A 14181-nucleotide genomic window follows, 5' to 3' on the forward strand; every position below is an offset into this window, starting at 1 on the left:
ACGGTCGTCCCTTAAGGGGCGGCAAAAGCGACAAGGGCGTAGTGGATTGAACGAAATGAAAGCCAGCGTCTTTAGGCGCTGGCCGGTAACAGAGGTTATAGCCTCAGAGCAAACTACCCGTTTTACGGGTAGTTATGATTTAAGTTGCCATATGGTTCACTTCGATAGATGATTAGCATCAATGTTCATTTTTTTTTCAACAATAAATCATCTACTATTGTTTGGAGAAGAAGACTATTTACTTAATAAAATATTGAATAAAATGTTTTATATTGGCAAGCATAAGAGTATAACTCCATAAATAATTTTATTGCCAACAATGTACATATATGATATACTACAATATGTGAAAAATCACACATAGCTTGATTGACTAGAGGGTGCAGCAATGCTTTTAGTCAAGAAGATGGCTATGGAGGAAAAACCACAGGAGGTGCATTAAAAAATGTCAGTAATTTCTATGAAACAATTATTAGAAGCTGGTGTACATTTTGGACATCAGACAAGACGTTGGAATCCCAAAATGGCTGAATACATCTTTACTGAAAGAAATGGCATCTATATCATAGACCTTCAGAAGACTGTAAAGAAAGTAGAAGAAGCCTATGAATTTGTTAAAGAAGTTGCCGCTTCAGGAAGGAGTATTCTTTTTGTTGGTACAAAAAAACAGGCTCAGGAATCCATTGAATCTGAAGCAGTAAGATGCGATATGTTCTATGTTAATCAGAGATGGCTTGGTGGAATGTTAACCAACTTCAAAACCATCAAGAAAAGAATTGAGAGACTAAAAGAATTAGAGCAAATGGAAAATGATGGTACATTTGATGTATTGCCGAAGAAAGAAGTAATCAAGCTAAAAGCAGAAAAAGAAAAGCTTGAGAAAAATTTAGGTGGCATTAAAAACATGGATGAATTGCCAGGAGCCATATTTATTGTAGATCCAAGAAAAGAAAAAATAGCTATTCAAGAGGCCCATATATTAGGAATTCCGGTTGTTGCAATTGTTGATACAAACTGCGACCCAGAAGAAGTTGATTATCCAATACCGGGTAATGATGATGCTATAAGGGCAGTTAAACTTTTAACTTCTAAGATTGCAGATGCTGTAATAGAAGCAAGACAAGGTGAACAGTTAGCAGAATAGTGATTATGCGGTAAGGGTCGGAGTTTTCTTTTAATATTCTCCATCCCTTACCTTTAATAATGTTTAGGAGGAGATTAGTATGGTTGATGCTTCAACTGTAAAGGAACTTAGAGAAAGAACCGGAGCAGGAATGATGGATTGCAAAAAAGCTTTGGTTGAGACAAATGGTGATATAGAAAAGGCAATAGAGTATTTAAGGGAAAAGGGCCTTGCAGCTGCAGCAAAAAAGGCAGGAAGAATAGCTGCTGAAGGTCTGATAGGTACATATGTGAGTGATGATAAAAAAGTAGGAGCAATTGTCGAAATTAACTGTGAGACCGACTTTGTTGCTAAAAATCAAGAGTTCATCGATTTTGTAAATTCAATGGCAAAACTTATAGTAGACAGAAAATTAGATACATTAGAACAGCTTTTGGAAACTGATTATAATGGCATGAAGGTAAGAGAAGCTCTTAGCTCATTGATTGCAAAAATCGGTGAAAATATGGCTATAAGAAGGTTTGAAAAATTTGTTGAAGACAATGGAGCAATTGTATCTTATATACATGGTGGTGGCAGAATAGGTACCTTAGTTCAACTAGAAAGTTCAGTAGTAAATGATGAGTTGATTGAACTAGGTAAAGATATTGCAATGCAAATTGCTGCTATGAATCCTTTATATGTTAAGGAATCTGATGTACCTAATGAATACATTGAAAAGGAAAGAGAGATACTAAAAGTTCAGGCTATGAATGAAGGTAAAAAGCCTGAAGTAGTAGAAAAAATGATAGAAGGAAGACTTAAGAAACAGTTGAAAGAAATATGCTTATTGGATCAGCTGTTTGTTAAGGATGGAGAAAGAACTGTTGGTAAGCTTTTGAGCGATAAATCAAAGGAGATGGGTACAGAAATTTCTGTAAAAAGATTTGTAAGATTTGAAAAAGGTGAAGGAATACAGAAGAAAGAAGATAACTTCGTTGAGGAAGTAATGAGTCAAATTAAAAAATAAATATATTACAATTGAAGATAGAGAACACTTTGTGTTCTCTTTTTTTCTAAAATTAGAAGGATTTTTATACTTGATGTAGAAATTTTAGCTTTACTGGAGGCATGTTTTATGGAATCAATAAAGTATAAAAGAGTTATCTTAAAGTTAAGTGGTGAAGCACTAGCAGGAGAGAAAGATTTTGGTTTAGACCAAAAGACAATTGAAAGCATAGCTGGTAAGGTAAAAGAACTAGTTATTATGGGAGTACAAGTTGCTATTGTTATAGGAGGCGGTAATTTCTGGAGGGGCAGAAGCGGTATAGGAATGGACAGGACAACCGCAGATAATATGGGAATGCTTGCTACAGTGATAAATGCCTTAGCTTTGCAGGACGCATTAGAAAGGATAGATGTACCCACAAGAGTTCAAACAGCAATAGAAATGAGACAGATTGCTGAACCATATATAAGAAGAAGGGCTATAAGACATCTAGAAAAAGGAAGAGTAGTAATATTCGCTTCAGGAATAGGAAATCCATATTTTTCAACGGATACTACTGCTGCACTCAGAGCTGCAGAGATAGAAGCAGAAATAATTCTTTTAGCTAAAAAAGTTGATGGGGTATATGATAGTGACCCTGTAGAAAACAAAAATGCAAAAAAATATGATTATCTTTCATATATAGATGTGATAAACCAAGGATTAGGTGTCATGGACTCAACGGCAGCATCACTTTGCATGGATAATAAGATACCTATAATAGTGTTTAATTTATGTGATCCTGATAATATTATTAGAGTAGTAAAAGGGGAAACAATTGGAACAATAGTAAAGGAGGATTAAAATATGATTAAGGAGATTGAGAAAACAGCAGAAGAGAAGATGACAAAAACTATAGGCATATTAAAGAAAGATTTAGCTGCTTTGAAAGCAGGTCGTGCAAATCCTGCTATGCTAGATAGGATTACTGTTGAATATTATGGTGTAGAAACACCTCTCAATCAGCTTGCCAATATATCGGCCCCAGAGCCAAGGGTTATGACGATACAACCTTGGGATTCAAAAACAATTGGTTTAATTGAGAAAGCAATACTAAAGTCAGATTTAGGCATTACTCCAACAAATGACGGGAAAATAATAAGACTTGTTGTTCCTCAATTAACAGAAGAAAGAAGAAAAGAGCTTGTAAAGGTTGTTAAAAAAATGGGTGAAGAAGCCAAAGTTGCTGTAAGAAACACCCGAAGGGACGCAATCGATAGTTTAAAGAAACTAAAAAAAGATAATAAAATTACTGAAGATGAGTTAAAAAAATCTGAGGATGATATGCAAAAATGTACAGATAAGGCGATAAAAGAAATTGATAAAATACTCGAATCAAAAGAAAAGGAAATCATGGAGGTTTAATATTGCAGCAAAATCTTTTATTAATCGGATATAAGCTTAATGATGCATTATTGAAATTGCCTCATGATAAGGAGATAATTGTTGAGGTGACAAAGGCACCACATGATAATAATGAGAATGATCCAGATTTATATGAGCCTATTGTGGTAAGGCAATTAGAAGATGAACGAAAAATTGTTTTAACTATTAGTTATTTTAAGTAATAAACTCCCCTCTGGAAGAGGGGGTTTTTTTTCGGTGCATAATTGTGTAAAATATAGTTAGTATTTTATTCGGAGGCATAATGATGAAAGAATTTAGGATTGAAAAACTACCAGAACATATAGCATTGATAATGGATGGAAATGGTAGGTGGGCTAAACAACGAGGCTTGCCAAGGTCATTGGGACATAAAGCAGGAGTCGAAGCCTTAAAAGAAATTGTCAGATATTCAAGTGATATAGGTATTAAAATACTGACAGTATATGCTTTTTCCACTGAAAACTGGGCAAGACCTGCAGAAGAAGTAGATTATTTGATAAATATCTTATTAGTAGAATATATGAAAAAGGAAATAAAAGAGCTAAATGAGAATAATGTAAAAATCAAAATATTGGGAGACATAGAGGCGTTACCTGATGCTACAAAAAAACAGATTAAAGAAGCTATTGAACTTACAAAGAATAACACAGGTCTTCAATTTAATATTGCACTGAATTATGGGGGAAGAAAAGAGATAATCGATGCTGTTAAGGTAATGACAAGAAAGATTCTAAAGGGTGAAATAGATGAAACTGATATAGATGAAAATCTTCTTTCTAATTATCTATATACTGCAGGTGATAAGGATCCGGATTTAGTTATAAGAACCAGTGGTGAGATGAGATTAAGCAATTTTCTAATATGGCAAAGCGCATATAGTGAATTATATTTTACTGATGTATTATGGCCTGATTTTAACAAGGAAGACTTAGACTTAGCCATAAGTGAGTACCAAAAAAGAGAAAGACGCTTTGGAAAAGTAAAATAATGGAGGATATATATGCTTAAGACAAGAGTCATCAGCGCAATTGTTGGATTGCCATTGATAATTGGTGTTTTATTGTTTGGAGGAAATCTGCTTTATCTATTTGTGTTTTTGCTTTCGGTTACAGGATTGTATGAATATTATAAAGCATTCTCAAATACAGATTATAAGCCAATTTCATGGGTTGGATATCTAATAACAATAATTTATTATATATTAATATATTTTAATCTTATTAACCATATAAATTTTTCTATATTAATATTTATAGCTTTACTATTGGTTTTTTTGGATACTATAAAAAGAGAATATAATATAATCAATGCTGCTATCACTACTTTGGGAATCATTTACGTACCGCTTCTTTTCAGCAGCATAATCTTTATATATAATGATGTAAATGGAAAAATACTTGTTTGGTTGCCTTTTCTAACTGCTTGGTTTTCTGATACAGGGGCTTACTTTATTGGCAGTTATTTTGGCAAAAAAAAGCTTTGTCCACTATTAAGCCCAAAAAAAACTGTCGAAGGGGCTTTGGGAGGTATAGCAATAAGCGCATTGCTTAGTGCTTTAGTAGGAGCAGTTTTTAATAATATGGATTATGAGATGAGCATCATTCATTTTGTTATTATTGGATTAATATGTGGATTAACATCAATAATCGGGGATTTGTTTGCTTCATCAATAAAAAGATTTTCACATCTTAAAGATTATAGTAATCTTATTCCTGGACATGGTGGAATACTTGATAGATTCGATAGTATATTGTTTACTGCACCAACTGTGTACACTTATGTAATTATAATCAAAAATTTTTTGTAAGGAGTATATATGAAAAGCATAGTAATATTAGGTTCAACTGGGTCTATAGGCACTCAAACATTAGATGTAATAAGAAATAGTAAAAGAGATTTTAATGTATGTGCATTAACTACAAATTCTAACATAGATATTTTATATAATCAGGTTTTGGAATTTGAACCTGAAGTAGTAGTTATAAACGATTATGAAAAGTACAAGGAATTTAAAACAATCATAGCTTCAAACAATAAAAAGGTAAATGTAATGTATGGTGAAGAAGGACTAAGCTATGTTGCTACTTACGAAAAAGCTGACATTATTTTATCTTCTATTGTAGGTATAGCTGGTTTGAAGCCAACTTATATGGCAATCGAAAAAGGCAAGACAGTAGCACTAGCAAACAAAGAAACATTAGTTACAGCAGGAAGGATTATATCAGAAAAAGCAAAAGAAAAAAATGCTTTTATAATACCTGTAGATAGTGAACATTCAGCAATATTTCAATGTATTGATGGACATAGAGACTTTGTGTCGAGACTTATATTGACAGCATCTGGTGGACCTTTCAGAAAGAAAAGTATAGAAGAACTAAAAAATGTATCTTTGGAAGACGCATTAAGACATCCTAACTGGAACATGGGAAAGAAGGTTACTATTGATTCTGCAACAATGATGAATAAAGGGTTAGAAGTCATAGAGGCAAGATGGTTATTTGATATAAGCCCTGATAACATAGATGTATGTATTCATCCAGAAAGCATAATACATTCAATGGTGGAGTTTGTAGATGGAGTTGTTCTAGCTCAGTTAGGAATACCTGATATGCGAATTCCTATAAAGTATTCTTTAACATATCCTGAAAGAACCGTAACACATTATAATAGGTTGGATTTCACTAAGATCAAATCTATTAGTTTTGAGGAGCCGGATATAAGTAGATTTCCTTGTTTAAATCTTGCTTACGATGCTTTGAAGGATGGAGATAGCAGTTGTATAGTGTTAAATGGAGCTAATGAGGTAGCCGTAAACCTTTTTTTAGAAGAAAAAATTGCTTTTACGGATATATATGATATAGTGGCAGATACTTTAGAAAAACATGTAAGAACAAATATTAATTGTTTGGAAGATGTATTTTGCACAGATGAATGGGCAAGGAATATGGCTTTAGAGTTGCATAGAAAGAGGTGAGAATAATGTCTTTTGGTAATATAATTATATCTGCACTGGTTTTTGTTGCTATTGTGATGATTCATGAATTTGGTCATTTTATAGTAGCTAAATTATCCGGTATAAGAGTTGAAGAGTTTGCTATTGGCATGGGACCTAAGATTGCAGGAAAGAAAAAAGGGGAAACCCTTTATTCTTTAAGAGCTATACCTATTGGTGGGTATTGCAAGCTTACAGGAGAGGATGAAGCATCTTCGGATATAAAAGCTTTTAATAATAAACCATTACTAACAAGAATGGCTGTAATATTCTGCGGACCTTTGATGAACTTTATATTGGCTGTTTTGATTTTTTCTTTGATTATATCTCAAAGTACGACTATTAATGAAGTCATTGTGAATAAACCTGCTTATGACGCAGGAATACAAAAAGGAGATAGGATTGTTGAGATAAACGGAAAAAAGGTAGAAGACTGGGACAGCATAAAGAAAGCAATTTCATCTAATCCAAATATTCCAATTAATATAACTCTTCAAAGAAATAATGAAATAAAAAATGTTATAGTAACGCCAATAGTTGAAAATGAAACTGATGGAGCAGTTATAGGAATAACTCCTACCCTTAAAATAAGTGGATTGTCAATAAAAAACGGATTAAGTACAACTATAGAAGTATCAAAAGCTATGTTGGATTTTCTTGTAAAACTTTTTACTGGTAGAGCATCTACTGATGAAGTATCAGGGCCCATCGGAATTGTTGTATTTATAAATGAAGCTGCAAAAGTTGGTTTTTTATACTTGCTGAACCTTACAGCTTTCCTTAGTTTGAACCTGGGAATTGTAAATCTATTGCCCATACCAGCATTAGACGGTGGGAGACTCTTATTTTTATTTATAGAACTAATAAGACGTAAACCAATAGACATAGAAAAAGAAGGTTTTATTAACTTTATTGGTTTTGTGGCATTGATGGTTATTGCAGTTATTATTGCATACAAAGATTTAATAAAGTTTAATATATTAAATTTTTTTAGGTAGGTAAAGATTATGGGTAAGATAACAAAAGAAATTAAAATTGGGAATATTGCAATAGGTGGTGGACATAAGGTAATTGTTCAAACCATGACTAACACAAAAACAGAAAACATAAAAGGTACAATAGATCAAATTCGTAAGCTTGAGGATGTAGGTTGTGAAATAGTACGAGTGGCTGTGCCAACCATGGAAGCAGCAGAAGCTATAAGAACTATCAAGAAATCTATAAACATACCTCTTGTGGCAGATATTCATTTTGATTATAGACTTGCATTAGCTTCTATTGAAAATGGAGCAGACAAGATAAGAATTAACCCTGGAAACCTAGGAGGTAATGAAAGATTAAAAAAAGTTGTAGAATCTGCCAAGGATAGAAAAATACCAATTAGAGTAGGAGTCAACTCAGGTTCTGTAGAGAGAGAATTCCTTGAAAAATATGGTGGACCGAAACCTGAAGCAATGGTGGAAAGTGCCATAAAGAATGTAAGAATGATAGAGCAGTTGGACTATGATCAGATTGTAATATCAATTAAGTCTAGCAACGTAATGGATACAATTGAGGCTTATAAAATGATTTCGAATTTAGTAGATTATCCTCTTCATATAGGAATTACTGAAGCAGGAACAATCAAAAAGGGTACCATAAAATCGTCTATTGGAATTGGTTGTCTATTGTATCAAGGAATTGGCGATACAATAAGAGTATCACTAACAGGTGATCCAAGAGAAGAAATAATGGTAGCTAACGAAATACTAACAAACTTGGGACTTTTAGATTCAGGAATCGAGATTGTTTCCTGCCCTACATGTGGAAGATGTTCTGTAGATTTAATCAATATAGCAGAAGAAGTTGATAGACGTATAGAGAATTTGAAGGCAAAAAAGAAAGTCAAGGTTGCTGTTATGGGATGCGGAGTCAACGGACCGGGAGAAGCAAAAGATGCAGATATTGGGATAGCCGGAGGAAAGGGCGAATATTTGCTGTTTATTAAAGGAGAACCTATTAAAAAGGTTGATGAAAATGAAGCTGTGGATGTGTTGATAGAGGAAATAAAACATATTATTTCATGTTGAATGGGGGAGGGAACAATGATGTCTGTTGCTGCGATTATTCCTGCATATAATGAAGAAAAAACTATTGGAAATGTTTTAAATGTAGTTTCAAATTGCTCCTTGATTAATGAGATAATTGTGGTTAGTGATGGCTCTTGGGATAACACTGTCAACATTGCTAAGAATTATAATGTTAAAGTTATCGAACTTAAAGATAACATAGGAAAAGGTGGAGCTATAAAAGCGGGATTGAAAGAATGCAGTTCAGATATTGTGTTATTACTTGATGCTGATCTTATAGGTCTAAGAGAAAATCATGTTTATGATTTGATAACTCCCATTATACATGAAAATATTGATATGACTGTAGGAATATTTAAAAATGGAAGAGCTATAACAGATATTGCCCAGAAAATTGCTCCCGATCTTTCGGGACAAAGAGCGGTTAGGAAATTGATATTAGACGAGATAAAAGACATGGATATAGTTAGATATGGAATAGAAGTAACTCTAACTATTCATGTAAATAAAAAGGGTTATAAGATTAAAGACATATATTTGGATGACATAACTCATTTAACAAAGGAAGAAAAACTTGGTTTTATAAATGGTTTTTCTTCCAGGCTAAGAATGTATAAAGATATATTAAAAGTTATTAGCAAATCAGTAAGTAATAAATAAAATACGTTGGTTTTTGGTGATAGCATGCAGAATAAAATGACAAAAGCAGATAACTATATTGAACTATACACTAAATTATTTGATATCAATAAAATAAAAGTACATCCAAAGAAAAGAGTTTGGGAACTATATATAAAACCTAAAGCATTAATTGATGTAAGAGAGTTAGAATCCATTGAATCAGAGCTAGCTAAGAAATATACATTAACAAAAGTTAAACTAATTATTTCACAAGAAGCAGACATATCAAGAAAAACGGGTAATATAGAAGAATGCAAAGATGATATCATGACTAGGGTCATAAATGATAACCCTGGTTTTATTGGCTTTTTAAAGGATAGTTCAATAAAGTGTTATGAGGATAATAAAATACACATTATATTGAGCTCCAAGATTTCTTATGATTATTTAAAACAGAAAAAGTTGGATCAGTTAATAGAAAGAATTGCTTTAGATCAATATGGTATTGAAGCAAGTGTAATATTAAGTTATATAGAAAATTCTTTAGGTAATGATGATTATATAGATTCTCTTATTGAAGAAGAAAGAAAAATAATTGACCAAACATTAAAATCTGTTGACAAGAAACCAACGGAGCTCAAAGATAAGCAAGAAACTAAAAATAAGGTAATTTATGGTAAACTATTTTCTGATGATACTATATCTTTTATTGATAACTTGAATGAGGAATCAGGAAGGGTTGTTATCAAAGGTAAAATATTTCATCATGAATCTAAAGTTCTAAATAATGGTAAGAAAATATTAAATATATATGTAACTGATTATACTAATTCCATAATATGTAAGATGTTTCTTAAAGAAGAGGATGATTTAACAACCATAGGAAACATGTTAAGTCCTGGAAGTGCTGTGAAGATTAAGGGTGATGTCCAACTTGATCCATACTCCAAAGAAATTGTATTGTATCCCATTGGTATTATGGCTTTAGAATTAGAGAATAGAATGGATACTGCTCTAGTAAAGAGGGTTGAACTCCATGCTCATACTTCAATGAGTGCAATGGATGGAGTGGCATCTGCAACTGCACTAATAAAGAAAGCTAAGGATTGGGGACATAAAGCAATAGCCATAACTGATCATGGAGTTGTACAAGCATTTCCCGAAGCTTATGAGGCCTCAAAAAAATATGGTGTAAAAGTTTTATATGGAGTGGAAGGATATTTAGTAGATGACGGTATTCCTATTGTTTACAATGAAATAGATTATAGCTTTGATGATGAATATGTTGTATTTGATATAGAAACGACAGGTCTTAACAATGTAAATGATAAAATAACTGAGATTGGTGCAGTTTTAATTAAAGATAGGAAGGTTATATCCAAATTTAACTCTTTAATTAATCCTAAGATACCTATACCTGAAAAGATACAGAAGTTGACTGGTATAACAGATGAGATGGTCAGTGATGCACCTTCGATTGAAGAAGTCCTACCTCAGTTTTTGGATTTTGTTGGCGATAGACCTTTAGTAGCACATAATGCAATGTTTGATGTGGGTTTTATTAGACAGAATGCGTTTTTATTAGGTATGAGAGTTAATAATCCTGTGTTAGATACATTACAACTATCCAGAAATCTGGTACCCATTAATAAACATAAATTAAATATTCTATGTGATCATTTTGGTATAAAATTGGAAAATCATCATAGAGCTTCAGATGATGCAGAGGCTGCAGCTCTAGTACTCATTGAATTATTTAAATTACTTGAAGAAAAAAATATAAAGTCTATGGCTCAAATAAACAGTATTATAAAAGAAGGCAAAAACCTTAAAACATCAGAGTCATATCATATAATTATTTTAGTTAAAAACCATATTGGGTTATTAAACCTATATAAGCTTATTTCAGTTTCTCATCTTGATTATTTTTATAAAAAGCCAAGGATATTAAAAAGCGTGTTATTAAACTATAAAGAAGGATTGATTATAGGATCAGCCTGTGAAGCAGGAGAAATATATAGATCAATACTTAATAATGTTGGTGATAGCGTGTTATTTGAGAAAGCTAAGCTATATGATTATTTTGAAGTGCAGCCATTGAGTAATAATGATTTTATGGTGAGAAACGGAACCATAGACAGAAATGGCCTTATAGAAATAAATAAAAAGATATATACATTAGGCAAGAAAATGAATAAGCCTGTTGTTGCAACAGGAGATGTCCATTTTCTTGAACCTCAAGATGAAGTTTTTAGAAGGATTCTAATGGCTGGGCAAGGATATAGCGATGCAGATGATCAGGCACCATTATATTTTAAAACAACAGATGAGATGTTGGAAGATTTTAGCTATTTCGGTAGCGACATTGCCTATGAAATAGTGGTAGAGAATCCTAATAAGATAGCTGATGAAATAGAAGAAATTATACCAATACCTGAAGAGACATTCCCGCCCAAAATTGATGGGGCTGATGAACAGATAAGAGAGATGACCATGAAAAAAGCCCATAGCATCTATGGAGAGGAATTGCCTCCTATTGTTAAGGCGAGATTAGATAAAGAATTGAATTCTATAATAAATAATGGATATGCTGTTTTATATCTAATTGCACATAAATTGGTAACAAAATCTATGAAAGACGGATATCTTGTTGGTTCAAGAGGATCTGTTGGGTCTTCCTTTGTTGCAACAATGTGTGATATAACTGAAGTAAATCCTCTTCCACCACATTATGTATGCGAAAAATGCAAGTATTCCTATTTTTATACAGATGGAAGCATTGGATCTGGAGCAGATCTTCCTGATAAGGATTGTCCTGTTTGTGGTAATAGCTTAAAAAAGGATGGGCATGACATACCATTTGAAATTTTTCTTGGTTTTGAAGGAGACAAAGAACCTGATATTGACTTGAACTTTGCAGGTGAATACCAGCCAATAGCTCATAAATATACAGAAGAACTTTTTGGTGAAGGTCATGTTTTTAGAGCAGGAACAATAGGTACTATTGCTGAGAAAACGGCCTATGGTTTTGTAAAAAAATATTTTGAAAGTAAAGGTAAAAAACTCAATAGTGCAGAGGCTAAAAGATTGATAGATGGATGTACGGGAATTAAAAGGACAACTGGTCAACATCCTGGAGGGGTTATGATAGTTCCTTCTGATAAAGAAATTTACGAATTTACTCCTATACAACACCCAGCAGATGATGCTGATTCATCAGTGATTACTACTCATTTTGATTATCATTCCATTAGCGGAAGACTATTAAAGCTTGATATTTTAGGTCATGATGTACCGACTATCATTAGGATGCTTGAGGATATAACGGGAGTACCTGCCCAAAGCATTAAACTTGACGATAAGAAGACTATGAGTCTTTTTACTTCAACGGAAGCTTTGGGAATAAGCTTGGAAGATATAGATTGTAAGGTTGGAAGTTTAGGTATACCTGAATTCGGAACGAAATTTGTTAGACAGATGCTTATGGATACAAAGCCTTCAACCTTTGCTGAATTACTAAGAATATCAGGATTATCACACGGGACTGATGTATGGCTAAATAATGCCCAGGATATAATAAGAAGTGGTAAAGCCACTCTTAAAGATGTTATATCAACTAGAGACGATATAATGTTATATCTTATATATAAAGGAGTACAACCGAAATTGGCTTTTAAGACAGCAGAGAGTGTCAGAAAAGGAAAAGGCCTTAGTCCTGAGTCTGAAGCGGCTATGATTGAGAAAGGTGTACCAGATTGGTATATAAACTCTTGTAAAACTATTAAGTATCTTTTTCCAAAAGCCCATGCAACTGCTTATGTGATGATGTCTTTTAGAATTGCATATTATAAAGTCTATTATCCTGAAGCATTTTACGCCACATATTTTACGGTAAGGTTAGATGATTTTGATGCAGATATGTTTACTAAAGGGAAGGATTTGGTTAAATTAAAATGGATTGAATTAGATAAATTAGGGAATAATGCAACTACAAAGGAAAAAAACTTGATGACATTAGTAGAAGTTGTATATGAGATGTACTGTAGGGGGATAAAGCTTTTACCTGTAGATTTGTATAAATCTGAAGCAGATAAATTTGTTGTTACAGATGAAGGTATAAGACCTCCATTGAGAGCATTACAAGGCTTAGGTGCTAATGCAGCTATAAGCATTGTAAAAGAAAGGAATAAGTGCCCATTTATTTCTATAGAGGATTTGAGGGAAAGAACAAAGATATCAAAAACTGTTATAGAAATAATGAGAAATCATGGATGTTTAGATGGTCTGCCTGAAAATAACCAATTGAGCTTATTTTAAACTTGCATGAATATATAATCAATGATATAATTTTTCTGGACACATACTTATTATTTTCAATTAGAGTGGGGCTTTCCCACTCTTTCCTATTATAAACATATTTCTTTTAAGAAAGAATCTAATGGTTTTAATGGTGAATGAATTTCATTGGATAATTAAGGAGGAGTTACTTTGAAGAAAAAGATAGAAGACATACTATATGAGATAAGTATGCCAATTTTAAACAAATATAACTTTGAGTTTGTTGATGTTGAATATAAGAAGGAAGGTGGTCAATGGTACTTAAGATTGTTTATTGACAAAGAAGATGGAATAACCATAGATGACTGCCAATTGGTGAGTGAAGCTGTAAGTGATAAACTAGATGAAATTGATCCCATAGACCATTCTTATATTTTCGAAGTATCTTCACCGGGTATCGATAGACCATTGAAAACGGATAGAGATTATAGGAAAAACCTTAATAAGGATTTGGAAGTGAAGTTCTATGATTCTTTTGAAGGTAAAAAAACTATTGAAGCTATATTATTAAATTATGACGACAATAAAGTGGTGTTAAGTTATAATGGTAAAGAAATTGAAGTTGATAAGAAAGCAATAGCTATTATGAGACCTTTGATTAAATTTTAAGGAGGGTTATGAATAA

At 32.7% G+C, this 14181-nt stretch carries 13 protein-coding genes; all 13 read left to right on the forward strand.

What is annotated here, in order from left to right:
- Positions 1 to 445: 445 nt before the first annotated feature.
- The 13 genes from rpsB (at position 446) to BUB48_RS15075 (ending at position 14165) form a co-directional block, all read left to right on the forward strand.
- The gene (rpsB, locus tag BUB48_RS15015; RefSeq protein ID WP_073027230.1) at positions 446 to 1144 is read left to right on the forward strand and encodes a 30S ribosomal protein S2; all 699 of its coding nucleotides are present in this window, start codon (positions 446 to 448) and stop codon (positions 1142 to 1144) included.
- A gap of 79 nt (positions 1145 to 1223) precedes the next feature.
- On the forward strand, positions 1224 to 2132 hold the full coding sequence (gene tsf, locus BUB48_RS15020; RefSeq protein WP_073027232.1) for a translation elongation factor Ts: 909 nt from the start codon (positions 1224 to 1226) through the stop codon (positions 2130 to 2132).
- 108 nt (positions 2133 to 2240) lie between these two features.
- Positions 2241 to 2954, forward strand: a complete 714-nt coding sequence (gene pyrH, locus BUB48_RS15025) for a UMP kinase (protein WP_073027234.1) — start codon at positions 2241 to 2243, stop codon at positions 2952 to 2954.
- Positions 2955 to 2957: 3 nt separating this feature from the next.
- On the forward strand, positions 2958 to 3515 hold the full coding sequence (frr, locus tag BUB48_RS15030) for a ribosome recycling factor (RefSeq protein WP_073027236.1): 558 nt from the start codon (positions 2958 to 2960) through the stop codon (positions 3513 to 3515).
- Between the two features lie 2 nt (positions 3516 to 3517).
- Positions 3518 to 3718, forward strand: coding sequence for a hypothetical protein (locus BUB48_RS15035; RefSeq protein ID WP_073027238.1), 201 nt, complete (start codon positions 3518 to 3520; stop codon positions 3716 to 3718).
- A gap of 80 nt (positions 3719 to 3798) precedes the next feature.
- Complete coding sequence (locus tag BUB48_RS15040; protein ID WP_073027240.1) at positions 3799 to 4524, forward strand: isoprenyl transferase; 726 nt, start codon at positions 3799 to 3801, stop codon at positions 4522 to 4524.
- A 12-nt stretch (positions 4525 to 4536) separates the two neighbouring features.
- The gene (locus BUB48_RS15045; protein ID WP_073027242.1) at positions 4537 to 5343 is read left to right on the forward strand and encodes a phosphatidate cytidylyltransferase; all 807 of its coding nucleotides are present in this window, start codon (positions 4537 to 4539) and stop codon (positions 5341 to 5343) included.
- A gap of 9 nt (positions 5344 to 5352) precedes the next feature.
- Positions 5353 to 6510: a 1-deoxy-D-xylulose-5-phosphate reductoisomerase gene (locus BUB48_RS15050; RefSeq protein WP_073027244.1), complete on the forward strand. Its 1158-nt coding sequence runs from the start codon at positions 5353 to 5355 to the stop codon at positions 6508 to 6510.
- A gap of 5 nt (positions 6511 to 6515) precedes the next feature.
- Positions 6516 to 7526: an RIP metalloprotease RseP gene (gene rseP, locus BUB48_RS15055; protein ID WP_073027246.1), complete on the forward strand. Its 1011-nt coding sequence runs from the start codon at positions 6516 to 6518 to the stop codon at positions 7524 to 7526.
- 9 nt (positions 7527 to 7535) lie between these two features.
- Entirely contained in the window at positions 7536 to 8597 is a 1062-nt protein-coding gene (gene ispG / locus BUB48_RS15060) for a flavodoxin-dependent (E)-4-hydroxy-3-methylbut-2-enyl-diphosphate synthase (RefSeq protein WP_073027248.1), read from the forward strand.
- A gap of 15 nt (positions 8598 to 8612) precedes the next feature.
- Positions 8613 to 9257, forward strand: a complete 645-nt coding sequence (locus BUB48_RS15065) for a glycosyltransferase family 2 protein (RefSeq protein ID WP_242944242.1) — start codon at positions 8613 to 8615, stop codon at positions 9255 to 9257.
- Between the two features lie 24 nt (positions 9258 to 9281).
- Positions 9282 to 13535 carry a PolC-type DNA polymerase III gene (locus BUB48_RS15070; protein WP_073027252.1) on the forward strand — a complete coding sequence of 1418 codons (4254 nt, stop codon included), beginning with the start codon at positions 9282 to 9284 and terminating at the stop codon, positions 13533 to 13535.
- Positions 13536 to 13745: 210 nt separating this feature from the next.
- Positions 13746 to 14165, forward strand: a complete 420-nt coding sequence (locus tag BUB48_RS15075) for a ribosome maturation factor RimP (RefSeq protein ID WP_073027297.1) — start codon at positions 13746 to 13748, stop codon at positions 14163 to 14165.
- Positions 14166 to 14181: the final 16 nt, after the last annotated feature.

The sequence above is a fragment of the Lutispora thermophila DSM 19022 genome (assembly GCF_900142105.1).
Taxonomy (GTDB): Bacteria; Bacillota; Clostridia; order Lutisporales; family Lutisporaceae; genus Lutispora; species Lutispora thermophila.

Coding starts and splice junctions, on each gene's coding strand:
- rpsB (WP_073027230.1), top strand. CDS start 446: ATGTCAGTAATTTCTATGAAACAATTATTAGAAGCTGGTGTACATTTT.
- tsf (WP_073027232.1), top strand. CDS start 1,224: ATGGTTGATGCTTCAACTGTAAAGGAACTTAGAGAAAGAACCGGAGCA.
- pyrH (WP_073027234.1), top strand. CDS start 2,241: ATGGAATCAATAAAGTATAAAAGAGTTATCTTAAAGTTAAGTGGTGAA.
- frr (WP_073027236.1), top strand. CDS start 2,958: ATGATTAAGGAGATTGAGAAAACAGCAGAAGAGAAGATGACAAAAACT.
- BUB48_RS15040 (WP_073027240.1), top strand. CDS start 3,799: ATGATGAAAGAATTTAGGATTGAAAAACTACCAGAACATATAGCATTG.
- BUB48_RS15045 (WP_073027242.1), top strand. CDS start 4,537: ATGCTTAAGACAAGAGTCATCAGCGCAATTGTTGGATTGCCATTGATA.
- BUB48_RS15050 (WP_073027244.1), top strand. CDS start 5,353: ATGAAAAGCATAGTAATATTAGGTTCAACTGGGTCTATAGGCACTCAA.
- rseP (WP_073027246.1), top strand. CDS start 6,516: ATGTCTTTTGGTAATATAATTATATCTGCACTGGTTTTTGTTGCTATT.
- ispG (WP_073027248.1), top strand. CDS start 7,536: ATGGGTAAGATAACAAAAGAAATTAAAATTGGGAATATTGCAATAGGT.
- BUB48_RS15065 (WP_242944242.1), top strand. CDS start 8,613: ATGATGTCTGTTGCTGCGATTATTCCTGCATATAATGAAGAAAAAACT.
- BUB48_RS15070 (WP_073027252.1), top strand. CDS start 9,282: ATGCAGAATAAAATGACAAAAGCAGATAACTATATTGAACTATACACT.
- BUB48_RS15075 (WP_073027297.1), top strand. CDS start 13,746: ATGCCAATTTTAAACAAATATAACTTTGAGTTTGTTGATGTTGAATAT.